Below are 21,701 nucleotides of genomic sequence, written 5' to 3'. Positions count from 1 at the left end.
GTCCCACTTCTCCCATAAGTCCAGTAGGTCAAAAAACTATTTTTCAATCGCTTTCCCGTCACTATATTCCCCCTTTTTCCGTCGCTACATTCCCCCTTTCCTTGGGAGAGAGACGGGGTGAGGATTCCTTTTCTTTCGCCTCGAAACCCCGTTTTTAACATTTTTAGCCTTGTTGTATTATATTATGAGTCAATCACTTATATACTCTTTCTATACCAATCGTCCAAGATTCGTATAAGCTTCCTATAAGCTCTCTATAAGCTAACCACACCCATCTCATAGCCTTTTTTCATCAAAAAACCTTCCTCTCCTCTTCCGAACTTTTCCGTTTCCTTCCGAATCCTCCAACCCCTCCTCTGACCTGTCCGCCCTGTCCATTCCCTTGCTGGCATTATTGGCATTTACCCCATTTTCTCATTTGCTAATTTTCTCATTCTCTCATTTTCTCATTTGCTAATTTTCTCATTCTCTCATTCCCCCGTCCGTATGCCCTCAAACACTTTTTTAACGGCGACAAAAGTAGTAAATAGAGTCGAACTACGCAAATTATTTTGAAAGAAACTAAATTACACTTCCGGTAAGTACTGCCAATAGCGTTTCGGCATATTCCTCATTTGGTATTTTGTGTTCTTGCGCTCGGCTATGTTAATATGCTGAAAATAAGTCTTCCAAAGCGTTTGATAAGCATCAGCAGTAGCCGGAGTAAGCGCTCCAAAATGCTTATCCGCAGGAGTAAAAGGCAACACCTCGTGCAGATTGTAAATAAAACCATACCCCCGTTCAGGGTCGTAGAGTACCCACTGTTGGTCAGAAAAACGCGTTTTGAAATGAGGAACAACCAGTGGCAACACGTCATACTCAGGTACTATTTTGGCAAAGTAAAGTTCGCCTACCTTTTCAAAACGCACAAACTCTTTCATTCGGTGCACTTCACGTCCCACACTCTTAGCTGCTTTGCGTATAGAAGCAATAGCCCTATGGGCAAAGTTCTCCAACACTTTCCCCTCAGGGTATTTCACCATCAGCCTAATAGCCTCCAATAAGTAGTCTTCCATATGTGTTTCTTCCGATAAGAAAGCCCTTAGCACAATCGCCACCCCTTCTTTACCCCAACACTGTTCTATTTTGCTAAGTACCCGTTGCGCTTTCTTAGCATCGGTATACACCGTTTCCTCCTCGCCAAAAAGCAAAGGCGCAAACCGATGTCTCGCTACAATAGTCACCTCGTTGTAACGATACTCAAAAACAGCAAATACCGCTGTGAGGAACCCCTCAAAAGTACTGTCGTATACCAAATGTTTCAAAGCCAAATACAGTTAAATACGCAAAAGCCCGCAAATATACTTCTTTTTTTATTTTAAAGAGAGAATATTACAAAAACATTCGTGTACAATCACCGTCCCCACATTCCCCCTAAAGCCTAACGCCTTTCCGTCGCTACCCTAGTGCCTAAGGCCTATTGCCTATGCCCTAATGCCTTACACCTCCTCATTTCCTCATTTTCTCATTTTCTCATTCCCTCATTTTCTCATTCCCCCTTTATAGCTTGCTCCCCTCGCCTTTGGAGAGGGGGAACGGGGGTGAGGAAAATTATATCCATTTCAAAAAATATTTATACCTTTGCACTACGCATTAATACTTTATTATGAAAGACGATTTGTTGTATCTTATTGCCTTAAAGAAAATCCCTCTCATAGGCGATATAACTGCCAAGAAGCTCATTTCCCACTTTGGAAGTGCTCAAAATGTATTCGCTCAACCCAAAAGCGCTTTAGAGAAGGTAGCAGGTATTGGCTCTAAGATTACTCAAAACATACTCAGTGCTCGGTGTTTGCACGAAGCAGAAACCGAATTGCAATTCACTCAAAAGCAAAACATCAGCATTATAACCTATACCGATGAACAGTATCCCTCCTCACTCAAACAATGTGTAGACAGCCCTATACTGTTTTACCAAAAAGGAAATATCCACTTGCAGAATAAACGACTGCTCAGTATTGTAGGCACTCGCAATATTACCAGCTATGGCACAGCTTTTTGCGAAAAACTCATCGAAGAACTCGCCTCGTTAGATGTGGTAATCGTCAGTGGGTATGCCTATGGAGTAGATATTACCGCCCATAAGGCAGCGATGAAACACCGCCTACAAACGGTGGCTTGTCTTGCCCACGGACTCAATACTATCTACCCCGCTACTCATAGCAAGTATTGTGAGGCAATGGAAGAAAACGGCGGTTTCATCACCGATTTCAGTAGCCAGAGTCCGTTCGATAGAAAGAATTTCCTCAGCCGTAATCGCATTATCGCAGGGCTTTCACAGGCGACCGTAGTTGTTGAGTCCGGACTAAAAGGCGGTAGCTTAGTCACTGCCGATATAGCTTTCTCCTACAACCGCGAAGTATTTGCCGTGCCAGGGCGCACCACCGACCCGTATAGTATGGGGTGCAATGAACTGATACGCAACGGTAAAGCAACCCTACTCACCTCAGCCAAAGACCTCATTTACCAATTAGATTGGGATACCCCAGCCCCAAAAGCCGTACAGCAAGAACTCTTCGTAACTCTTTCCCCTGAGGAAGAAACTATTAGCGCATTTCTCAAAGCCAATGGCAAACAAAGTTTAGACGAGCTCGCCTTGGGGTGCCAAATGCCCATCTACCAACTCTCCAATCTCCTCTTTCAAATGGAAATCAAAGGAGTGATAAAACCCCTCCCAGGCAAGAGGTTTGAAGCAATCTAATTACTGAATCCTAATCCCTTGAACAGAAAAATCATACATATCGATATGGACGCCTTCTATGCTTCGGTAGAACAACTCGACTACCCCGAACTCCGCGGAAAAGCAATTGCAGTAGGCGGAGGGGAACCGCGTGGTGTGGTAGCTACCGCCAGCTACGAGGCACGCAAGTTCGGGGTGCGCAGTGCTATCAGTGGGGCACAAGCGCGCAAACTGTGTCCACATCTCATTTTTGTAAAACCTCGATTCGAGCGCTACAAGCAAATATCGATGCAAATACGCGCTATTTTCCACGAATATACTGATTTGGTCGAACCTCTTTCCCTTGATGAAGCTTACTTAGACGTAACCGTAAACAAAAAGGGCAACCCTTCGGCTACCCTTATCGCCCAAGAGATTCGCCAACGCATCTTCCAACAAACCGGACTCACGGCTTCGGCAGGCATTTCGGTAAACAAGTTTATCGCTAAAATCGCCAGCGACTACCGTAAGCCCAACGGACAAACCACCATCACCGAAGCCGAAGTGCAAGATTTTTTAGACAGACTCGATGTGCGCAAGTTCTACGGCATAGGCAAAGTAACAGCCGAGAAGATGTACCAGCTGGGGATATTTAAAGGAAAAGACCTGCGCGACAAATCATTGGAGTTCTTAGAGCGGAATTTTGGCAATAGTGGCAATTATTACTACGAACTCGCACGAGGCATTCACCGCAGTGAGGTACAACCTTTCAGAATACGCAAATCAGTAGGTGCAGAAGAAACTTTTGCCGAGAACCTTACCAGCGAGGTGTATATGCTACGCGAACTCGAACATATAGCCGAAGACGTAGCCCGTCGTCTCGACAAACAGCAAGTAGCCGGCAAAACCGTTACCCTGAAAATCAAATACAGTAACTTTACGGTGCAAACGCGCAGTAAAACCCTTAAAGATTTCATAAGTAGTAAAGACGACATACTCTTGCACATCAAAGAACTGCTCTATCAAGAACGCCCTGCCGAATCAGTACGACTCTTAGGTATCTCGCTTTCTCACCTCAACAACGAACCCGAAAAAGAAGAAGTAAAGAAGCCAATGTACATACAACTAAAACTAGAATTCCCAGATTGATAAGAAAGGGTTATCGTTATACCTCTAACTTGTCCGATTTGCTCAATAAGTCTGACTTATCAAAAAAAACATTTTTATCACTACTCATTTGCTAATTCTCTCACTTATTAATTTCCCGCCCGTCGTGCTACGACTGCCTGTACGGCTCGTACCTAATTCTCTAATTTTCTAATTTCCTAATTATTTCATACCTTTGCCTCCTAAAATAAAATCATTTATGGAACAAACTTTACCCGCAGGACACCCCGTGCATACCTATATGCTTGAAGCTGAACTTATTTACTCACTTATGGACGAGTTGCTCAGCATAGACCCTCATACCGACTATCAGAAATTCTACAACGTGTTTAATCATTTGGCAACGGTAGAAAAACACTTTGCTCGCAAAGAAAACCAGCTCTTTCCTTTCTTGGAAAAACGCGGTTGGATGAATCCTTCACAGAATATGTGGTCTTTTCACGATACCATTCGCGATATCTTCCGTTTGGTACGCAAAAACTTAGAAGAAAAAGACCTTGATGCGGCGCAAACCAATGTGCGCTATATCGAAGATAACTTAGGTCGTTTGCTAAATGTAGAAGCGAATATCCTGTTCCCTAACGCCTTGCAATTACTCACCGAAGAAGATTGGATTGAAATGCGTAAAGGCGAAGAGGAAATAGGTTGGATGCTGAAAGAAGAGCCTGCACCTTACCCTAACAGCAACCCCGGCGAACCGGTTTACGTACACCCTTCAATGGATACGGAACGCCGCACCGATGTGCAGTTTAGCGACGATGCTACGCATTACGACGAGGGTTATATGACGGTTGAACAGGTAAACCTCTTGCTCAAAACCCTCCCTATTGATATCACTTTTGTAGATGAACACGATCGTGTGATTTTCTACAACCGTGGCGAAGAGCGCGTATTCCCTCGCAGTGCCGGTATTATAGGGCGCGAAGTGAAGTTCTGTCACCCTCCTAAGAGCGTGGGCACGGTGCTTAAAATCGTAGAGAACTTCAAAGCAGGTACTCAAAACGAAGCTAATTTCTGGTTCAATTATCGCGGTCGCCTTATCTATGTGCGTTATTTTGCGGTACGTGATAAAGAAAAGAACTACAAAGGCGTGATTGAAATGTCGCAAGATATCACCGATATTCAAAAAATAGAAGGTGAACGTCGCTTATTAGAATGGGATAACTAATGAAAGACTTATTCGGACAAGCTATTTTAGATTATCAGCAAGGGCAATACACCGAAGATATTAAAACGGAAACTACTATTTCCGAAGAAGATGTATTGCCCTTGCCTTATTTGTTTCGCTCCTTTGAACAGATGCCTGCGTTAGAGCAAAAAGCCCTACAAATGGCAAAAGGTAAAGTATTGGAAGTGGGGTGTGGAGCAGGCTCTCACGGTCTTTATTTGCAGAACGAACGCAAGCTTGAAGTACATTCTATCGACCTATCACCTAAGGCTATTGAAGCGTGCCTGTTGAGAGGTTTACGCAATGCCAAAGTGCAGAATATATTGGAAACAACAGGGCAGTACGACACCATTCTCTTACTGATGAATGGTGCAGGTATATGTGGACGATTGAAACAAATGGGTGCTTTTTATGCTCATCTGAAAACACTCTTAGCTCCACACGGACAAATCCTCACCGATTCTTCTGATATTATCTATATGTTCGATGAGAACCCCGATGGCAGTTATGATGTACCGCTCTATTTCGATTATTACGGAGAGGTAGATTACGTGGTGAAGTATAAAGGTGAAAAAGAAAAGCCCTTCCCCTGGATGTATGTAGATTACAACACTTTACAAAACGTAGCCTTTTCAGTAGGCTTACAATGCGAACTCATCGCCGAAGGTGAACATTTTGATTACCTTGCAAAACTATCTAACCCTTAATTTCTCTTACCTCTTACCTCTTACCTCTTACCTCTTACCTAATGTCAAAGTATTTATGCATTTGTAAAGAGGCTTTCCACTGAGGGTGAGCCATTACGTAATCTACAATTTTAGGCATTACCTCAGCGCGTTTGCTCCACTCGGGTTGGAGGTAAAGTAAGCACTCAGGCGATACTTGCGCTGCCATTTCTTCGGCAAAAATGAAATCGTGATTGTTATAGATTACCATTTTGAGCTCATTAGCTTTTTGAAGAACGTCTCCTACGGGACGTTTTATTTTTTTAGGTGATAGGCATATCCAATCCCAAGTGCCTGACAACGGGTGTGCTCCTGAGGTCTCTATATGAGTGCGTGCACCTCCTGCTCTCAGTTTTTCGGTAAGTAAAGTTAAGTTCCACATCAGTGGTTCACCCCCTGTAATAATAATGGTTTTGGAGTGTGTTAAGGCTTCGGCTACAATAGTATCTACGGGCACTAAGGGGTGAGCTTCGGCTTGCCAACTTTCCTTTACATCACACCAATGGCAACCTACATCACAACCGCCTAAGCGAATGAAATAAGCTGCTGTTCCTTTGTAGAAACCTTCGCCTTGTAAGGTATAAAAAGCCTCCATCAGGGGGAGGAGTTCCCCCTTTTGCAAGGCTATCTGTGTATCTTTGTTTAGCATTTATTATTCGTAATTAGCCACATCTAATATCCACGGGTCGGGGATTTCAGTGTTTTCGCGTACTTCTTCTACCTTTTTCATAGCTTCGTCGTAGGTATTATAACGGGCTATATAGATGTAGTTTAGTACTTGGTCTTTATTGTAATACACTTGGGCATCATACCCCCATTTCTTCATTTCTTCTACCCGTTTGTTTACATTATTGAAGTTTAAGAAGACTCCCACTACCACATAATAACCCTGCTGAGTATCGGTGACTTTCAGTTTGCTTATTCTCGTTGAACGGTGTAAATGGGTAATCTCCTTCGGATTATTTTCTATCTCCAAAGCGGTAAGGAACAAATAATAACGGTCGCGACTACGTGTATAACTCAAATCTAATGAATTGGTGTTGTTAGGAATCAGGTATTGATTGTCGTTTCTGATATCCATACGGAAGATATCAAAGCCCAAAGTGTTTTCGCTGTTAGGGGTGCGTGTTTTTACTACCTCATCGTTATTTGTAATAGTACTGCTAAAAAAGTTTTGATTAGGGCGCCATTTGCTTTCCAAAGAGGAGGTTTTACCACTGGCAGGTACACCAACGGCTACGTTATCACCTGCCATATTAAAATCGCCTTCGAGGGCTACTCCCATAATACGCGTTTTAAAGTCGCCTGCCTCAGGGGTTTTAAATCCACTAAAAGTAAAGGTTTTGGAAGCTTCATTGGTAATAGCCGAAAAGCCATCGTAAGTAATGATTTTCTTTACATTGCTATCGGGGTTTTCGTATACTATTACTAACGCCCAGCCTGCTGCCGAACCGCCTTCTATTTGCCCCAAAGCAGCTTTTACATTGGCTACGGTATAATCGCCTTCTATTTTAGTTGCCGGAGCTAAAAGATTGGTGATATTGGCGTAATACACATAAGGTGCTGAGTTTTTTAGCTCATCGTCAGTGCGTCCGTCGTAAATGAGTTCACCAGCGATAGGGGTATAGGTATTGGTTTCGGGTATTTTCAGTAGTACACTACTGGCGTCTTCTCTATTAGTATCAACAGGGATATTTTTATTACCTCTTAGGGTGCCCTTAGCATATGGATAGGTAGCCGACCAATACAAACCTGCATAAGCTACCTTTCCGCCTGTTCCTTCGTAAGAGAAATTGGCACTACTAGATGAAAACGTATTAGGGTCAGCATCGATATCGATATATTGCATATCGAACTCGTCGTTGAGTTTAGCTTTCGGACTACGGTCGTTATAAGGGTCGTTAGGGCTATTGCGTTTCTCTTTACGGTTAAGAATGTTATTCCCTATAATTTTGATATCCCCTTTGATAAAGGTTTCGTACCTAATGTTAAAATCGGTAGTAGATTGTGCTTTTAGGGAGAAAGCGAGTCCCACGGAAGCGAGCAATGTGATGATATGTTTCATAAACTTACTATTTTCTTGGCAATTCGGAGGGCTTCGGTGCCTTGTTCGAGAGTGACCATAGGGGTCGTATCGTTTACTATGGCATTGGCAAAGCTTTCGAGCTCGTCTAAGATAGCGTTGTTATTATGTATTTCGGGATATTCAAAATAGATTTGACGGCGCTCTCCTTCTGCATTTTGGAGTATCATATCGAAGTCTCCTGGTACTTCTGGGGCGTCTTTCATCTTCACTACTTCTACTTTTTTCTCCAAAAAGTCTACGGATATATAAGCGTCTTTCTGGAAGAAACGGCTTTTGCGCATATTCTTCATAGAGATACGACTGGCAGTGATATTGGCTACACAACCGTTCTCAAACTCCAAGCGGGCATTAGTAATATCGGGGGAATGACTAATAACCATTGCACTACTTGCCGAAATGTGTTTTACCTTAGACTTTACGACGCTTAGGATTACATCGATATCGTGAATCATCAGGTCGAGTACTACGGGCACATCGGTACCACGAGGGTTGAACTCAGCTAAGCGGTGTGCCTCGATGAACATAGGGTTGTGAATTTGGTTGCGTACGGCAATAAAAGCCGGATTGAAGCGCTCTACGTGTCCTACTTGTCCTTTTACGTGGTGTTCTTTGGCAAGAGCGATAATTGCTTCGGCCTCTTCTACCGTAGTAGCGATAGGTTTTTCGATAAAGAGGTGTTTCCCTGCTTTGATAATCTTTTCGGCACACATAAAATGGTTGAGGGTAGGGGTTACCACATCTACCATATCACATTCGGCGATGAGCGCATCTATACTATCGAAACGCTTGTAGCCAAACTCTTCGCTTACTTTTTTAGCGTTTGCTTCATCGGGGTCGTAGAAGCCTACGAGTTCGTATTTTTCGGATTGGTTGAGCAATCGCAAATGTATTTTTCCTAAATGTCCTGCACCGAGGACGCCAGCTTTTAATTTTGTCATTTTAATATCCTATTTTGGCGCGTACCCTGCGCAAAGTTTCATCGGCTACGCGGTGTGCTTTGGCAGCACCTTCTTTTAATATAGCATCGAGTTCGCTTAAATGCTCCATATAGTAAACATAGCGCTCGCGTGGGGTAGCAAATTTTTCTAATATCAGTTCGTAAAGGGTTTGTTTGGCTTGACCGAAGCCATAACCTCCTGCGCGGTAAGCCTCTTCCATTGCTTGTATTTGCTCAGGAGAAGCTAACAGGCGGTAGAGCCTCATCACGTTGCAAGTATCGGGGTCTTTGGGTGCTTCCAAAGGTGTACTATCGGTTTGGATTGCCATTATTTGCTTGCGGAGTTGTTTTTCGGGCAAGAAAATATTGATGAAATTGTTGCGTGACTTGCTCATCTTTTCGCCGTCGGTACCTGGTATAATCATTATTTTTTCCTCTATTTTAGCTTGTGGCAATACGAAAGTTTCGCCCATTTGGTGATTGAAACGAGAAGCTACATCGCGGGTAATTTCGAGGTGTTGCAACTGGTCTTTGCCCACAGGTACGACCTCAGCATCATACAAGAGTATGTCGGCTGCCATTAGCATAGGGTAAGTGAAGAGCCCTGCATTTATGTCTTGCAGGTAGTCCATTTTGTCTTTAAACGAATGGGCGAGGGTGAGGCGTTGGTAAGGGAAAAAACAAGCCAAGTACCACGAGAGTTCAGCGGTTTGGGGTACGTCGCTCTGGCGGTAGAAGGTTACTTTATCAGTATCTAAACCGAAAGCCAACCAAGTGGCAGCAACGCTATAAGTGTTGGCGCGGAGTTGCGCACCGTCTTTTATTTGAGTAAGGGAATGCATATCGGCGATGAACAGAAACGATTCGTTAGAAGGGTCTGATGCCATTTGCACTGCTGGGAGGATTGCTCCGAGGATATTTCCTAAGTGGGGAGTACCTGTACTTTGAATGCCTGTTAATACACGAGCCATTGTTTTATTAAAATAATAAGTTAAGAAAGTGCAAAGATATGAAATAATTAGGAAATGAGAAAATTAGAGAATGAGGAAATGAGGAAATGAGAGAATTAGGGAATGAGGCGTGAGTTTGAGTTATAGGAATGAGGCTGTGCCTCAGAAATTAAACAAATTTTAAACAAAATCAAGGCTGCGCCTTGTAAACCAGCGGAGGTATTGCCAGTTTATTCAACTTTGCAAAGGTGCGAGCCACACGGGCAGTCGTAGCACGATGGGCTATTAACTTTGGCAAAGTTTGAGATGAAAAAGCGATGTGTTGGGGCTGTTAGGAGTTTTCGGAAGATATCGGAGAAGTTCGAAAGAAGGAAGGAAGAGATTTTGGTGAAAAAAGGGTGTAAGATGGGTGGGGGTAGCTTATAGAGAGCTTATAGGAAGCTTATACGAATCTTGGACGATTGGTATAGAAAGGGTATATAAATAATTGATTAATAGTGTAATACAACAAGGCTAAAAATGTTAAAAACGGGGTTTCGAGACGAAAGAAAGAGGAATAGGTGATAGGCCTCAGGCCATAGGCACTAGGAGGGAGTATGACGGAAAGGAGAATGGATAATTAGAGAATTAGCAAATTAGTAAATTAGTAAATGGGGAAGTGTAATAGAAACCTCCCCCTTCTCACATACTCCGCTCTCGCGGACTTCCTCGGAGAGGGGGAATGTAGGGACGGAAAAGAGAAGAAATGACGAATGACGAATGATGAGGCGAATATGAGGTTGTGGCACGAGACGTAGTATAACTTTGGTAAAGTGTAGGACAAAAAAAATTCGCAAACCAATTCTGATAGGCTAAATAGGTTTGTTGTGATGTTCTAATTGTTCTACACGTTCGGTTAGGAACTGAACGTTGGCTTCTAAATCAGCGATTTTTTGGTACTCAGGGATAGGGTCGAGGAACTCGAAAGAGAGGTGCATTTTACATTCCCATACTTCTTTAATATCTTCAGCCCTAACGGTAATATGTGGGTAGTCGCGATTATCGGATTTGCAATAGAGACTGCCATACTTTCTTATTTTGTTTAAAACCCGTTTTACAATCACTCCGTCGCGCTCTGTAACTACTACGCACACCCTGTTATCTGAGAGCCACTCCCAATTTTCGACGAATTGCCCTACCACGTAACTGCCGTCTTGCAGGGTGGGGAACATAGAGAGTCCGTTTACTTGAAACATTCTGAAAGTGCCGTTTCGCATTTCGGGGAGGTTGTACATAGGGAGTTCCTTTATGTATTCAGGGTCTTCATAACCATTGAGATAGCCGGCTTGAGCGTATATAGGCACTAAGGGTATGGGGTTAAAAAGTTCGTCTTCTTCAACCACTACCACCTTGGGAGTTAAATCTCTTCCTTCTACTTTTAAAGGTTTGATAATTTCTACACGAGGAGTTTCAACAACATCGTTGTTTTTTAACATAGGACCTTCACCTGTGAGCAACCATTCAGCATTTAGTTCGGGGAAGGATTGTAGAATATTTTCTATTTTATCGCTTCCAATAGACTTGTTGTTTTTATACTGAGTAGCAAAAGCACCGTTGGAAAAGCCCACAAGCTCTTCAAACTTTCTAACCGACAATCCCTTGAAATCGATATAATCTTTTACTCTACTAACAATATTTGACATACTGAGAAAAATATTTTATTGGCAATTAATCAGATAGGCAAAGACATAAAAAATTTTCTACAAAAAATTTGGAAGTGTAGAAAATATCCTATATTTTTGCACCGTAAAACAAAATGAATAGAACAGTGAGCAAAAGTACAAAAAATTTATGGATAATCGACCTTACGGCAGTAGAAAAATTATTGTTGAGGGGAGGTTGGTTAAAAAAATGTGTAGGACAAAAGTTGAATAGATGTGCGGTAGAAAAGCCTCCGTAGGGGTGCGGAAATTTCTTTTTTGAAGAAGAATACCTAAGCCACACAAGCAGGTGTGAGCCACATAGGCAAAAGGAAAATCAGCAAATTAGCAGATTTGGAAATTAGAAAAAGAGAGAAGCGTAAGAAATTATATTTTTAATGAAGAGCGCCTAAAAAAGGGTAGAAATTAAAAACAAATTAGTTTCAGAATAAAAAAATCAAGGCTTCCCCTTGTAGAATGGCAATTAAACGTAAGAAGACGTATGAAGTTTAAGGGATTATTAAAAAGAAATCCTGTAAAGTCGGCAAGTTAGTGTTGCTGAGAATGTGACGATTGATTATTAGAATTACAAATTGAATTAATATTAAAAATTAAAAACAATGAGAATACATTTAAATGAAGTCAGTGACTATGAGTATATACAGCGCAAACTCCGCGAGCAAGCGGTTGTGTTGTTAGAAAAAGCCAAAAGTTATCATCAGCCTGTGCGCTATTTGCCCAGAAGAGTTAGTGGGCATAAGGTGAACTGGTGGAGTGAGCTAAAAAAATATGGACGGCTTGTAGTGAATAGAGATTAGGTCTCAGGTTTCAGGCCTCAGGCCTTAGGCATTGGGAAAAGTGATGCAAAAGTGAATAGTGAATAGTAAATTGAAAAATAACAAATAACAAAAAAATTACAATGAATAGATTTTTAGAATATACCCAAGCGCTTGCTCTTGATAGTTTTTTGCAGGTGCTTACTTTTGAGGAACGACTACAAACCTCACAATACCGCGCAGGACGTACGGATGAGGTACCTGCTCGCGTGCAAGAACTACAAACGTGGGTGGAACAGAATGGTTGGCGTGCTCCCATCTTTAAATACGACGAAGAGCGACACCTGCTTTGGCTAGACGAGCAAAGGGAGTGGCAACCAGTAAGAAAACACCCGCTTTATAAGGTAAAAGATAAAGCCAGCGAGGGCTCACAGCTGGGTATGTGAGTAAAAGATAAAACAGGCGATGGGCTAAAGGTAGGGTAGGGGGGAGAATTTTAGAATTAGTAATACCAATCAAGGGTTGGATTAACAAATTGATTATGAACCTCTCTCTATTTACATTTAAAATTAACAATTAAAAAACAATACAAAAATGGCAAGAACAAAAAGAATAATCCCTACTGGGGTAACTAAAACACAAATGGAGAATGCTTTTTCTACTTATGCAAAGGCAGAGGCGCGAATGAGTAAAATAAATGCGTTGATAGAGAAGCAAATTGCAACTATACGCAATAAATACACGAATGAATTGGCGACTCTTAAAGAAATAAAAGACACCAATTTTGATGTGTTACAAGCCTATGCATTGGCAAATAAAGACAGTTTATTTGTCAAGAAGAAATCACTCGACAGTTTGCACGGTACCATAGGATTCCGCACAGGTACGCCGAAACTGAAAACGCTAAAAGGTTTTACGTGGAATACGGTAACAAACCTGCTGAAAGAATTTTTGCCTGCTTATGTGCGCATAGCCGAAGAACCAGCTAAAGATAAGCTACTTGCCGAACGCAACAATGAGCAAATAGCTGACTTCTTTCCAAAAATAGGAGTAGTGGTGACTCAAGATGAGACTTTTTTTGTGGAAGTGAATGCTTAGGTAATAGGCCCCAGGTCTCAGGCAATAGGGAGTGAGAAGCAAAGGTGAAAAAAACTTTGGTAGAGTTGAAAAAAGCTCTACCAAAGTTGGTAAGAAGTTTAACATTAAAAAAATGAAACATATGAAATGTGATAATACACAACAGCGCAAAGAGCGCTTGCAAAAACGCAATGAAAAAGTGCGTCAACTTTTTGAAGAACTGAGTGCCAAGCACCCTCAGTGGAAGGTAGATGCTCTTGTAGAGGAGGTGGCGAACATTATGTTTTTATCACCTCGTACTATTGTAGCAATACTTTCTTTTCAGGGCGGTTATGCCGAAAGATAGTCCCCACAAAAGGGAGAACTATTACTCTATCAGCAGTGAGCCCTGAGGGGTAAGAGTTACGTTTTTCACGGGTATACCGTCGTACTCCAATTGCTTTTTTACCTCAATAAGCATTTCGGTATAAAGGTCGTCGGCGAGCATTTGGGCAATACCCACACCCACTTCGGGGTGCTCTTTCCACTGTCCTTTTTCGGCAGTAAGAATAGCTTTTTGATGTTGGGGCTCAGATAAGCCTACTTGAAAATCACCTTCAGCAAGGTGCAAATCGTTTTTGATTAAGAGTAAATCTTTCATTTTACACATTTGTTATTTGTTGATGGTGCAAAGGTCGTACATATAGATGAGGTAAGGAAAAAGACGTTCAACGCTTGTACCAAATTAGTACAATGGTTGGTGAAAATAAGTACAAGGCTTGTTTGCCGATTTTCAGAACTGAAAAAACCGCCGGAATTTTGCACCGTAAAACAAACGATAGAAGTGCACTTACAATTAAAATAATGTATAACAAAAAAAATTAAAGAAATGGGAAAAAGTAAATCAAACTATGCCATTACAGGGCTTAGTGGTAAAGTAGGGAAAGTGTTTGTATTTCGCCAACGCGGAGGAGAAACTATTGTCGCTACCCCTCCTTCACACACCAAAGCTCCCAGTGCTTCTCAGAAAGCACAACAAGAGAGATTTGTACGCGCTTCGGCATATGCCAAAAACGCTTTGCAAGACCCTTCGCTAAAAGAGGATTATACAGCAGAGGCTAAAAAGCGTAGGAATGTATCGGCTTATAATATGGCGATGACTGACTATTTGCGCGCTCCTAAAATTGCCCATATAGACCATTCAGGCTATACAGGTAGTGCCACAGGAGAGAAAATAATGATAGAGGCGGGCGATGCTTTTAAGGTCGTAGCTGTGAAAGTGCGTATTGAAGACCACGATGCTACTCTTGTGGAAGAAGGTAGCGCAACTCTTGTACAGGGCAAATGGGTGTACACCACTACGGTTACTAATCCTTCGCTTACAGGTGATAAAATAATAGTAACCGCTACTGACCGCCCTGGTAACAATTCTAAAAAAGAGGAAAGCCTTTAACGATTGAGAGTTAAGAGGGAACAGTTGTTTTTAGCTATTTTGCCTTTTTATTAGGAGAGTTACAATTAAGGATATAATAAGGGAGGGGTAGGGGGACATTTATTAAATAATTAACAAAAACACATAATTAAAAAATGGGATTACCAAAAGTATTATTTAACATTGCCAAGGATGGTATGAACCGTACAGGCAATAACATTCAAAAAGTTACTGGTCTTATTATTACAGGTAGTGGAGTAGCCAGTAAGGTAGAACTCGGGAAATCGTACCAAGTATTTTCCTTAAATGAAGCCGTAGCATTGGGTATTTCGGAGGCTGAAAACGCTTTTGCTTACAAGCATATTAAAGCATTTTACGACCAGGCTCCTACGGGTACACCTCTGTGGGTAATGCTCGTATCGGACGCTACGACTATGACCGCAATGCTTGACAAAGACGGTGCTTTTGCTCCAACTCTCATAGCTGATGCCAAAGGTGCTATTAGGGTATTGGGTGTGGTGAAAAAAGCAACTGGTAGCGAAACTATCACCGCGGGCTTAGACACTGATGTACAAACAGCCGTAGTGAAAGCACAAGCTATTGCTGAGCACTTTGAAAAGAAGTATATGCCTTTTAGAGTAGTGGTATCGGGCAACAGCTGGAACGGCAAAGTAGCTGACCTTACTAATTTTTCGGAAAACGAACTCAACAAAGTGGCTTGCTTTATCGGTAATGACGATAAGGAGAAAGAAGCATCAGTAGGTTTGTTCTTAGGCAAAATGAGTGCTATACCCGTACAGCGCAAAATTCACCGTGTGAAGGACGGTAGTGTATTGCCATTGGTGGCTTATTTTACTGACGGAACTACTATTGACAGTAAAGCTGACCAGTGGGACGCCTTAGACGACAAAGGGTATATTTTCTTTCGTACCTTCGTAGGGCGTTCAGGCTACTATTTTTCAGGAGATAATACGCTTACCAAACCTACTGATGATTTTAAGAGTCTTAGTAGCGGATTGGTAATGGACAAGGCGTTACTTCTTGCTTATGGGGCTTTGGTAGAGGAATTAAGCGATGAGGTGTTACTTTCAGAAGAGGGAAGCATTCACCCTGCTATTATCAAGAGTTGGCAAACCAAGTTGGAGAACACTTTGCAAAGCGAAATGGTTTCGAAAGGGGAGCTATCGGCAGTGAACATCAATATCGACCCTGAACAGAAGGTGTTGCAAACAGGTAAAGTGGTAGTAGGATTAAAACTCCTTCCTGTGGGTTATGCTGATTTTATTGAGGTGAATATTGGATTTACCACAAAAAAGGAAGAGAATTAGCAAATTAGTTGTAGCACGACAGGCAGAGAATTAGCAAATTAATAAATTAGTAGATTAATAAATTAGAAAAAAAATGGGAACATTTAGTAGTAAACAGTATGCGTGGAGCGATATTTCGATTGCCTTTGGAGGGCGTATTATTGCCGGGGTGACAGAAGTAGAATACACTGAGAAAAAAGAAAAATCAGCACTTTACGGACGTGGGAGTAAACCTTTGAGTATTGTAAGAGGTAATCACAGTTTTGAGGGGAAGTTGAGCATTTGGCAAAGTGAATTAGAAGCAATGACGCGTGATGCCAAAAACAACGACATTTTGAACCTTAACTTCGACTTGGTTGTTGCTTACGTGCCCTCAGAAGGAGGACAAATAGTAACCGATATTCTCAAGAATGTAGAATTTACCGAAGTGAAAAAGGCAATGAAGCAGGGGGATAAAAATATGGTTGTAGAGCTTCCTATTATCTTCACTGATGTAAAACGCCAATCGTAGGTGTGAACCATAGTCGTAGCACGACAGGCAAGTGTGAGCCACACAAGCGAAAGTGAGCCACACAGGCGGGGAAATTAGAAATTAGCAAATTGATAAAAAATGGACGTAACAAAAGAACAAATCAAACAATGGAAAGCCAAGTACAAAGAAGTATTTGTATTGCGAGTAGATGACAAAGAGGCATACTTGAGAACGCCTGACCGCGCTACCCTGAGTTATGCTTCGACATTGGCAACGAAAGACCCAATGAAGTTTAATGAGGCTATCCTTACCAACTGTTGGTTGGGAGGAGATGAAGAGATTAAGACTGATGATGCACTTTTCCTTTCGGCAAGTAGTAAGCTTGGCGAATTGATACAGATTAAGGAAGCTACCTTGGAAAAGCTTTAAGCAGTGCGGAAATTGACGAGCCTCGGGATTGGTTGCGTATTACCAATGCCTCACTGCGTTACTATATGCACATTGCCAATCCCGATGCCCTCAATGATACTGAGTGGGCTATGCGAGTGAAAGAACTGGAATGGATTCGCCAAAAGGAGAGTGAATCGTATGGAGAATAAAAAAGTAAAGAAAAAAGTTTATAAATGGCAGAAAATCCAAAAAACACGATATCTTCTTTCTTTGATCAGACTAAAAGGTTAAAGGAGGTGGTTAATAACATTATAGACCCTATCTCGTCTTTACAGAAAATATTTAAGCAAGGTTTTACGGCAGACACCCAAAAGATGAGTCTGGCTACTTTTGTGCAAGGTAATATGCAAAAGGCACAAGAAATACATCAGAATCTCACACAATACAGTGGGCAAACGGCTTATGAAGTACCATCGCTTGTGAAGGCTCAAGAGAGCTTGATGGGAGCAGGGTTGGTTCCTGAAGGAGCATTAGGAATGCTCAAACAAATAGGAGATATTGCCTTGGGGGATAGCAAAAAGATAGAAACCTTGGCTACTGCCTTTGCCAAAGTGACCACACAAGGGAAGTTACAAGAAGCTACACTCACACAAATGCAACAGGCAGGATTTAATCCTTTGCAAGTGATAAGTGAGCGGACGGGTGAGACTATGACCTCTCTGCAAGAGCGAATGGACAAAGGAAGGATTTCGGCAAGAGAGTTGGCTGAGGCTTTCCGATGGGCAACTGACGCACAAGGAGATTTTTATCAAGGAGCTGAGAATGTGAACAGCACTCTACAAGGCAGGTTTGCAGTTTTAATGGCTTCGATACAATCTATAGCTGTAAAAGTATATGAGGTTATAAGTCCGTTGCTGATTCCGTTGGTAGCACTTTCTACGATGGTATTTGGAGCTTTGAATGACGGATTGAGTTGGTTTATCCAAAAACTTCAAGAGGGGAACCCCATAATCCTTGGTATTGCAGGAGTGTTAGGAGTATTTATTACAGCTATCATATTGCATAACACTTATATGGCTATTGCTGCGGCGTGGCAGAACCGACTATCGTGGGCAGTGATTAAAACGAACCTTGCTTTTTTAGCTAATCCTATTGTATTGATTATAGCAGGTATTGTGGCTCTCATTGCCATCATCACCTATTGCATTGTAGGCGTGAGCGGTTGGGGCAAAGCGTGGGATAACACTGTGCAAGGAATGAAGTATCTGTGGGAGGCTTTTATACTTGGATTTAAGGCACATTGGAACACAGCTATCAACGCTTTTATGGCAGGAGTAGACCTTTGTAAGTTGGCGTGGTACAAATTTAAAGAGGCAGTAGGCTTGGGCGATAGCAAAGAGAACCAAGCGATGATAAGCCAAATACAAAACGACTTGCAAGAACGTGCCAAATCGGTAGCAGAAGGCTATAAGAAAGCAGGTGAGGCAGGAGCTAAAGCAAAAGAATATTTTGGTAAAGCGTGGAACTCTTTGGAGTTTAAGAGCCTTTCGAGTGTGAAAGACGGGCTAATGGGCAAGTTAGGCATAGGGCAAACGGGACAAAAAACAAGTCCGTTAGCAACACCTATTGCCAGCACACCTTTTTCAGAGATGGGTAATAAAACCAAAGATAATATTGTAACAGGAGGTACCCGTCAAACGCATATCAACGTACAGATAGGCAACTTGGGCACGGATACCAAAGTTTACGTATCATCGGTACGGGAAGGAGTGGAAAACTTTGGGGCGCAACTGAAAGAAGAGCTTTTGAGAATTGTGAACAGTGTAAACCAAATGCAAACAGTGTAATTTATGGAATTTGATATAAAAGAACTCACCGCACGGGCTTTTTTGGACTATGTAGGTCCAGCATTTCCGCAGTGGTGGGCAAACAATAAGACGAAATTTGTACTGCCGAGTTTGTCTAACATTAGTGAGGCACGCAGTAATGGCAGTCAGTATTTTATGACGTTAAAAGTGGCTGATAAATCGGGGGAGCAGACGGTTTTTCCCAATGAGCCTTTGGTGAGTTTTTCGCTTACTAAAACCATTGTAGAAACGGCAACGGTAGGCAAACAACGCAAAGGTAAGGTCAAGGAATATATCACTACTGAAGATTGGCAAATTACCATAAGAGGACTGTGTGTAGACCCCAAAAATCCCGATCAATATCCTACGGCACAAGTACAAAGCCTTAACAAATTGTTTGAAAAGAATGAGAGTTTGGAGGTGATAGGCAATAAGCTCTTTACTCTTTTTGACATTGGTAACATCGTGCTCAAAGATATTAGCTTTGAGGAAATGGAAGGCAAAGAAGGTATACAGAAGTACACTATTAAAGCTGTATCGGATATGGACTTTTATGCGGAATTAGATGAGAAACGAACCCAACTTAACAAGATATACTAATGTTTGTATTACAAGCGATTATAAAAATAGGTGATTACACTTTTAGAGCAGTACACAACGTTAAAATCACTAAATCGGTAGACGAATTGGCGGACACCTGTACGATTGAACTGCCAACCCATTTTAAAGTAGCCAAAGGGGGCGAAAGCCTTTATACTGAAAAGGCTATCAGGGTGGGTGACAAAGTGAGTGTTACCCTTGCTTATGAGGGTGTGTATAGCGGAGTGGAGTTTGAAGGCTATGTAAAGAAGGTTAAACCGAGCATTCCTGTAAGCATAGAATGTGAAGACGCTATGTACTTACTTAGACGTAAAAATATCAGCAAGTCGTGGCAAAAAACAACACTTAGAGAAGTATTGCAGGAAGTTGTGAAGGACACGCCCATTGTGCTGGCGGACAATATTCCAGAAATACAGTTAGACCAGTGGATTATTCGCAATGCGAACGGTACGCAGGTATTGGAGAAGCTGAAAGAAGAATTTAGGCTAAGCGTGTTTATCAATGATAAAGGCAAGCTGTACGCAGGACTTTCGGAGCTTACCAATATAGGGCAAACGGCACGCTATGACCTCAATTATAACATTGTTGCCAATGATTTGGAGTATAGGACTAAGGAGGAACGCAAACTGAAAGTACGTTACACTTATATCGACAAAAATAACAAAAAGAAAACAGTGGAAGAGGGCGACCCCGATGGTGAGCTAAGAACCTTTCATACTTCGGTAGTGAGTGAGGAACCTAAGTTACGAGAAATGGCAAGAGTGGAGATGGAAAGGCTGAAATACGATGGCTTTGACGGCTCTATAACAAGTTTCTTGGTACCTTTTGCGACGAGGGGTATGCAAGCTCATATGATAGATGATGAATTGAAAGAGATAGACGAACGTTACTTTATTAAGAAAGTAGAGATTACCTTCGGACGTAATGGCGCACGTCGACAAGTAACCATAGGAGCAAAATTATGAGTATAGACAGAGAATTAGCAGAAGGGCTTAGGCAGATAGGAAGACGCAAAACACCTACCATAGCCGTAGAAGTGGTATCGGTAGACAAAGAAAGGGGCACGTGTGAGGTGAAGGACGACGAGCTACAATATACCGTGCGCTTAGCTTCGGTGATTAACGATAATGCTGAGCGGTTTTATCTCTTCCCCAAGGAGGGGAGCAGTGTGTTGATAGCTTCGATAGGGGAAGACGAGAACCGCTATTACGTGGTAGCTTATAGTGAGATAGAGAGTGTGAGCTTACGTATAGAAGAAACACAGCTTACAATAGACAAAGCAGGCTTGCACTTGCAACGCGGAGAAGTGGATTTAAAAAGTCTTTTAAACGAGCTTCTAACGGAACTTAAAAACGCGGTGATACAAACACCTTCGGGTGTAGGAAATTTTTCTCCGAACAACGTGATGAAGTTTGAGGAGATTAATAATAAGATAAACGAATTATTACAGTAATCAGTAGTTAGTAGTCAGTTGCAAGTACTTGCAACTGACTACTAAAAATTAAGCACTAAACTTATGGCATTAGATAAACAAGCACTAAAAGCAGGGATTATACGTCTGCAACAAGAAATGCTTACTAAAACAGAAGCAGGGATAGAAGAATATGCCGAACGACTTGCCTCTCTCATTGAAGCTTATGTAAAGAGTGGAGAGGTAATAGTGCAAACGGGCATACCCGTATTGGCAGGCACTTATACAGGAGTTACTACTGGTATGGGAAAAGGAACGATTAATTAGTAGATTAGTAAATTATCATAATAACACAATGGGAATAATTATAGAAGGACTTAAAGAGCATTTTGTATCTTTTATAGGAATGGTACTATCGGGAGTAGTGGGTTGGTTCTTTGGTAGACCCAAACAACGTATGGAACTACAGACCAGCGAACTTGAGAATGTGGATAAAGCCGTGAAAATCTATCGAGAAATGATAGAAGATTTAGGGGCTAAATACGCAAGTGCTATTGAGGAGCTCAAAAAAGCAAATCAGCGTATTAAAGATTTAGAAAACTCTGTTGAAGGGCTATTAACTGAATTAAAGAAATACAAGCAACTAAATGGAAAATCAAAAGAATAATGCAAGTAGTAGTTTTACATAATCAGAGTCTTTTAGACCTTGCTTTACAGCACACAGGGACTATTGAAAGCATCTTTGAATTGGCAATGCTCAACAATTTGAGTATTACCGATGATGTGGTAGCAGGAAAAGTATTAACAATACCTACAGAATCATTCACTAATAATGATATTTTGACCTACTACATCGCAAAGAAGATACAGCCTGCAACAGCTTTTACGCAAGAGGACAAAAGAATAAGCGAACGCCAGGAAGGTATTAGCATATGGGCGATAAACTTAGATTTTGTCGTGAGCCACGACGGACAGTAATTATTCACTTTTCACTATTTAC

General features: G+C 41.8%; 27 protein-coding genes. 20 read left to right on the top strand and 7 right to left on the bottom strand.

The genetic code is table 11. From position 1 onward, the window contains the following. Nucleotides 1-566 precede the first annotated feature (566 nt). A complete protein-coding gene (locus HW279_RS03175; protein WP_178957938.1) occupies nucleotides 567-1,310 on the bottom strand; it encodes a TIGR03915 family putative DNA repair protein in 744 nt (247 codons plus the stop codon). A 335-nt stretch (nucleotides 1,311-1,645) separates the two neighbouring features. Here HW279_RS03175 and dprA point away from each other — a divergent pair, with 335 nt between their 5' ends. The 4 genes from dprA (at nucleotide 1,646) to HW279_RS03155 (ending at nucleotide 5,740) form a co-directional block, all read left to right on the top strand. Then, a complete protein-coding gene (gene dprA, locus HW279_RS03170) occupies nucleotides 1,646-2,740 on the top strand; it encodes a DNA-processing protein DprA (RefSeq protein ID WP_178957937.1) in 1,095 nt (364 codons plus the stop codon). Nucleotides 2,741-2,758: 18 nt separating this feature from the next. After that, a complete protein-coding gene (gene dinB / locus HW279_RS03165; RefSeq protein ID WP_178957936.1) occupies nucleotides 2,759-3,847 on the top strand; it encodes a DNA polymerase IV in 1,089 nt (362 codons plus the stop codon). Nucleotides 3,848-4,064: 217 nt separating this feature from the next. Next, on the top strand, nucleotides 4,065-5,033 hold the full coding sequence (locus HW279_RS03160; RefSeq protein ID WP_178957935.1) for a DUF438 domain-containing protein: 969 nt from the start codon (nucleotides 4,065-4,067) through the stop codon (nucleotides 5,031-5,033). Then, complete coding sequence (locus tag HW279_RS03155) at nucleotides 5,033-5,740, top strand: class I SAM-dependent methyltransferase (RefSeq protein ID WP_178957934.1); 708 nt, start codon at nucleotides 5,033-5,035, stop codon at nucleotides 5,738-5,740. Before HW279_RS03160 ends, HW279_RS03155 begins: the two co-directional genes overlap by 1 nt. A gap of 34 nt (nucleotides 5,741-5,774) precedes the next feature. Here HW279_RS03155 and HW279_RS03150 read toward each other — a convergent pair whose 3' ends face one another. From HW279_RS03150 to HW279_RS03130, 5 genes are all read right to left on the bottom strand, one after another. Beyond that, complete coding sequence (locus HW279_RS03150; RefSeq protein WP_178957933.1) at nucleotides 5,775-6,407, bottom strand: 7-carboxy-7-deazaguanine synthase QueE; 633 nt, start codon at nucleotides 6,405-6,407, stop codon at nucleotides 5,775-5,777. Nucleotides 6,408-6,410: 3 nt separating this feature from the next. After that, nucleotides 6,411-7,823: an SPOR domain-containing protein gene (locus HW279_RS03145; protein WP_178957932.1), complete on the bottom strand. Its 1,413-nt coding sequence runs from the start codon at nucleotides 7,821-7,823 to the stop codon at nucleotides 6,411-6,413. Beyond that, on the bottom strand, nucleotides 7,820-8,782 hold the full coding sequence (locus tag HW279_RS03140; RefSeq protein WP_178957931.1) for a Gfo/Idh/MocA family protein: 963 nt from the start codon (nucleotides 8,780-8,782) through the stop codon (nucleotides 7,820-7,822). Before HW279_RS03140 ends, HW279_RS03145 begins: the two co-directional genes overlap by 4 nt. 1 nt (nucleotide 8,783) lies before the next feature. Further along, nucleotides 8,784-9,752 carry a tryptophan--tRNA ligase gene (trpS, locus tag HW279_RS03135; protein ID WP_178957930.1) on the bottom strand — a complete coding sequence of 323 codons (969 nt, stop codon included), beginning with the start codon at nucleotides 9,750-9,752 and terminating at the stop codon, nucleotides 8,784-8,786. An 830-nt stretch (nucleotides 9,753-10,582) separates the two neighbouring features. After that, a complete protein-coding gene (locus tag HW279_RS03130; RefSeq protein WP_178957929.1) occupies nucleotides 10,583-11,413 on the bottom strand; it encodes a S24 family peptidase in 831 nt (276 codons plus the stop codon). A gap of 617 nt (nucleotides 11,414-12,030) precedes the next feature. Here HW279_RS03130 and HW279_RS03125 point away from each other — a divergent pair. From HW279_RS03125 to HW279_RS03110, 4 genes are all read left to right on the top strand, one after another. After that, nucleotides 12,031-12,228, top strand: a complete 198-nt coding sequence (locus HW279_RS03125) for a hypothetical protein (protein ID WP_178957928.1) — start codon at nucleotides 12,031-12,033, stop codon at nucleotides 12,226-12,228. 101 nt (nucleotides 12,229-12,329) lie between these two features. Further along, entirely contained in the window at nucleotides 12,330-12,632 is a 303-nt protein-coding gene (locus HW279_RS03120) for a hypothetical protein (protein ID WP_015781925.1), read from the top strand. A gap of 148 nt (nucleotides 12,633-12,780) precedes the next feature. Further along, nucleotides 12,781-13,284 (top strand): host-nuclease inhibitor Gam family protein, encoded by a 504-nt coding sequence (locus HW279_RS03115; RefSeq protein WP_178957927.1) that lies wholly within the window; start codon nucleotides 12,781-12,783, stop codon nucleotides 13,282-13,284. A 121-nt stretch (nucleotides 13,285-13,405) separates the two neighbouring features. Next, nucleotides 13,406-13,609: a hypothetical protein gene (locus HW279_RS03110; protein WP_016478228.1), complete on the top strand. Its 204-nt coding sequence runs from the start codon at nucleotides 13,406-13,408 to the stop codon at nucleotides 13,607-13,609. A 21-nt stretch (nucleotides 13,610-13,630) separates the two neighbouring features. Here HW279_RS03110 and HW279_RS03105 read toward each other — a convergent pair whose 3' ends face one another. Then, a complete protein-coding gene (locus HW279_RS03105; RefSeq protein ID WP_009418684.1) occupies nucleotides 13,631-13,903 on the bottom strand; it encodes a hypothetical protein in 273 nt (90 codons plus the stop codon). A 228-nt stretch (nucleotides 13,904-14,131) separates the two neighbouring features. Between HW279_RS03105 and HW279_RS03100 the strand changes: the two genes are divergently transcribed. The 12 genes from HW279_RS03100 (at nucleotide 14,132) to HW279_RS03045 (ending at nucleotide 21,679) form a co-directional block, all read left to right on the top strand. Continuing rightward, nucleotides 14,132-14,695 carry a hypothetical protein gene (locus tag HW279_RS03100; protein ID WP_002674095.1) on the top strand — a complete coding sequence of 188 codons (564 nt, stop codon included), beginning with the start codon at nucleotides 14,132-14,134 and terminating at the stop codon, nucleotides 14,693-14,695. A 134-nt stretch (nucleotides 14,696-14,829) separates the two neighbouring features. Next, the gene (locus HW279_RS03095; RefSeq protein ID WP_178957926.1) at nucleotides 14,830-16,002 is read left to right on the top strand and encodes a DUF2586 family protein; all 1,173 of its coding nucleotides are present in this window, start codon (nucleotides 14,830-14,832) and stop codon (nucleotides 16,000-16,002) included. A 73-nt stretch (nucleotides 16,003-16,075) separates the two neighbouring features. Further along, a complete protein-coding gene (locus tag HW279_RS03090) occupies nucleotides 16,076-16,492 on the top strand; it encodes a hypothetical protein (protein ID WP_009411049.1) in 417 nt (138 codons plus the stop codon). 99 nt (nucleotides 16,493-16,591) lie between these two features. Beyond that, on the top strand, nucleotides 16,592-16,882 hold the full coding sequence (locus HW279_RS03085; protein WP_178957925.1) for a hypothetical protein: 291 nt from the start codon (nucleotides 16,592-16,594) through the stop codon (nucleotides 16,880-16,882). A 32-nt stretch (nucleotides 16,883-16,914) separates the two neighbouring features. Beyond that, the gene (locus HW279_RS03080) at nucleotides 16,915-17,052 is read left to right on the top strand and encodes a hypothetical protein (protein WP_002674103.1); all 138 of its coding nucleotides are present in this window, start codon (nucleotides 16,915-16,917) and stop codon (nucleotides 17,050-17,052) included. 24 nt (nucleotides 17,053-17,076) lie between these two features. Then, a complete protein-coding gene (locus tag HW279_RS03075) occupies nucleotides 17,077-18,690 on the top strand; it encodes a tape measure protein (RefSeq protein ID WP_178957924.1) in 1,614 nt (537 codons plus the stop codon). Between the two features lie 3 nt (nucleotides 18,691-18,693). Further along, a complete protein-coding gene (locus tag HW279_RS03070; RefSeq protein WP_002674106.1) occupies nucleotides 18,694-19,290 on the top strand; it encodes a DUF6046 domain-containing protein in 597 nt (198 codons plus the stop codon). Further along, on the top strand, nucleotides 19,290-20,255 hold the full coding sequence (locus HW279_RS03065; protein WP_178957923.1) for a late control protein: 966 nt from the start codon (nucleotides 19,290-19,292) through the stop codon (nucleotides 20,253-20,255). The genes HW279_RS03070 and HW279_RS03065 overlap by 1 nt, the downstream gene beginning before the upstream one ends. Further along, nucleotides 20,252-20,743, top strand: coding sequence for a hypothetical protein (locus HW279_RS03060; RefSeq protein ID WP_178957922.1), 492 nt, complete (start codon nucleotides 20,252-20,254; stop codon nucleotides 20,741-20,743). The genes HW279_RS03065 and HW279_RS03060 overlap by 4 nt, the downstream gene beginning before the upstream one ends. A 63-nt stretch (nucleotides 20,744-20,806) precedes the next feature. Continuing rightward, complete coding sequence (locus tag HW279_RS03055) at nucleotides 20,807-21,028, top strand: hypothetical protein (protein ID WP_178957921.1); 222 nt, start codon at nucleotides 20,807-20,809, stop codon at nucleotides 21,026-21,028. 28 nt (nucleotides 21,029-21,056) lie between these two features. Next, nucleotides 21,057-21,368 (top strand): hypothetical protein, encoded by a 312-nt coding sequence (locus HW279_RS03050; RefSeq protein ID WP_002674113.1) that lies wholly within the window; start codon nucleotides 21,057-21,059, stop codon nucleotides 21,366-21,368. Beyond that, on the top strand, nucleotides 21,368-21,679 hold the full coding sequence (locus HW279_RS03045) for a hypothetical protein (RefSeq protein WP_178957920.1): 312 nt from the start codon (nucleotides 21,368-21,370) through the stop codon (nucleotides 21,677-21,679). The genes HW279_RS03050 and HW279_RS03045 overlap by 1 nt, the downstream gene beginning before the upstream one ends. Nucleotides 21,680-21,701 lie beyond the last annotated feature (22 nt).

It is taken from the genome of Capnocytophaga sp. oral taxon 903 (assembly GCF_013394785.1).
Classification (GTDB): domain Bacteria; phylum Bacteroidota; class Bacteroidia; order Flavobacteriales; family Flavobacteriaceae; genus Capnocytophaga; species Capnocytophaga ochracea.
Note: the sequence above shows the minus strand (reverse complement) of the source record. Positions and strands in the feature narration are given on the sequence as shown.

Excerpts from the sequence above, each read along its gene's own strand:
- HW279_RS03075 (WP_178957924.1), top strand. The coding sequence starts at position 17,077 with ATGGCAGAAAATCCAAAAAACACGATATCTTCTTTCTTTGATCAGACT.
- HW279_RS03085 (WP_178957925.1), top strand. The coding sequence starts at position 16,592 with ATGGACGTAACAAAAGAACAAATCAAACAATGGAAAGCCAAGTACAAA.
- HW279_RS03090 (WP_009411049.1), top strand. The coding sequence starts at position 16,076 with ATGGGAACATTTAGTAGTAAACAGTATGCGTGGAGCGATATTTCGATT.
- trpS (WP_178957930.1), bottom strand. The coding sequence starts at position 9,752 with ATGGCTCGTGTATTAACAGGCATTCAAAGTACAGGTACTCCCCACTTA.
- HW279_RS03160 (WP_178957935.1), top strand. The coding sequence starts at position 4,065 with ATGGAACAAACTTTACCCGCAGGACACCCCGTGCATACCTATATGCTT.
- HW279_RS03050 (WP_002674113.1), top strand. The coding sequence starts at position 21,057 with ATGGGAATAATTATAGAAGGACTTAAAGAGCATTTTGTATCTTTTATA.
- HW279_RS03055 (WP_178957921.1), top strand. The coding sequence starts at position 20,807 with ATGGCATTAGATAAACAAGCACTAAAAGCAGGGATTATACGTCTGCAA.
- HW279_RS03145 (WP_178957932.1), bottom strand. The coding sequence starts at position 7,823 with ATGAAACATATCATCACATTGCTCGCTTCCGTGGGACTCGCTTTCTCC.
- HW279_RS03140 (WP_178957931.1), bottom strand. The coding sequence starts at position 8,782 with ATGACAAAATTAAAAGCTGGCGTCCTCGGTGCAGGACATTTAGGAAAA.
- HW279_RS03095 (WP_178957926.1), top strand. The coding sequence starts at position 14,830 with ATGGGATTACCAAAAGTATTATTTAACATTGCCAAGGATGGTATGAAC.
- HW279_RS03105 (WP_009418684.1), bottom strand. The coding sequence starts at position 13,903 with ATGAAAGATTTACTCTTAATCAAAAACGATTTGCACCTTGCTGAAGGT.
- HW279_RS03045 (WP_178957920.1), top strand. The coding sequence starts at position 21,368 with ATGCAAGTAGTAGTTTTACATAATCAGAGTCTTTTAGACCTTGCTTTA.
- HW279_RS03150 (WP_178957933.1), bottom strand. The coding sequence starts at position 6,407 with ATGCTAAACAAAGATACACAGATAGCCTTGCAAAAGGGGGAACTCCTC.
- HW279_RS03065 (WP_178957923.1), top strand. The coding sequence starts at position 19,290 with ATGTTTGTATTACAAGCGATTATAAAAATAGGTGATTACACTTTTAGA.
- HW279_RS03125 (WP_178957928.1), top strand. The coding sequence starts at position 12,031 with ATGAGAATACATTTAAATGAAGTCAGTGACTATGAGTATATACAGCGC.
- HW279_RS03115 (WP_178957927.1), top strand. The coding sequence starts at position 12,781 with ATGGCAAGAACAAAAAGAATAATCCCTACTGGGGTAACTAAAACACAA.
- HW279_RS03155 (WP_178957934.1), top strand. The coding sequence starts at position 5,033 with ATGAAAGACTTATTCGGACAAGCTATTTTAGATTATCAGCAAGGGCAA.
- dprA (WP_178957937.1), top strand. The coding sequence starts at position 1,646 with ATGAAAGACGATTTGTTGTATCTTATTGCCTTAAAGAAAATCCCTCTC.
- HW279_RS03130 (WP_178957929.1), bottom strand. The coding sequence starts at position 11,413 with ATGTCAAATATTGTTAGTAGAGTAAAAGATTATATCGATTTCAAGGGA.
- HW279_RS03060 (WP_178957922.1), top strand. The coding sequence starts at position 20,252 with ATGAGTATAGACAGAGAATTAGCAGAAGGGCTTAGGCAGATAGGAAGA.
- HW279_RS03070 (WP_002674106.1), top strand. The coding sequence starts at position 18,694 with ATGGAATTTGATATAAAAGAACTCACCGCACGGGCTTTTTTGGACTAT.
- HW279_RS03110 (WP_016478228.1), top strand. The coding sequence starts at position 13,406 with ATGAAATGTGATAATACACAACAGCGCAAAGAGCGCTTGCAAAAACGC.
- HW279_RS03100 (WP_002674095.1), top strand. The coding sequence starts at position 14,132 with ATGGGAAAAAGTAAATCAAACTATGCCATTACAGGGCTTAGTGGTAAA.
- HW279_RS03120 (WP_015781925.1), top strand. The coding sequence starts at position 12,330 with ATGAATAGATTTTTAGAATATACCCAAGCGCTTGCTCTTGATAGTTTT.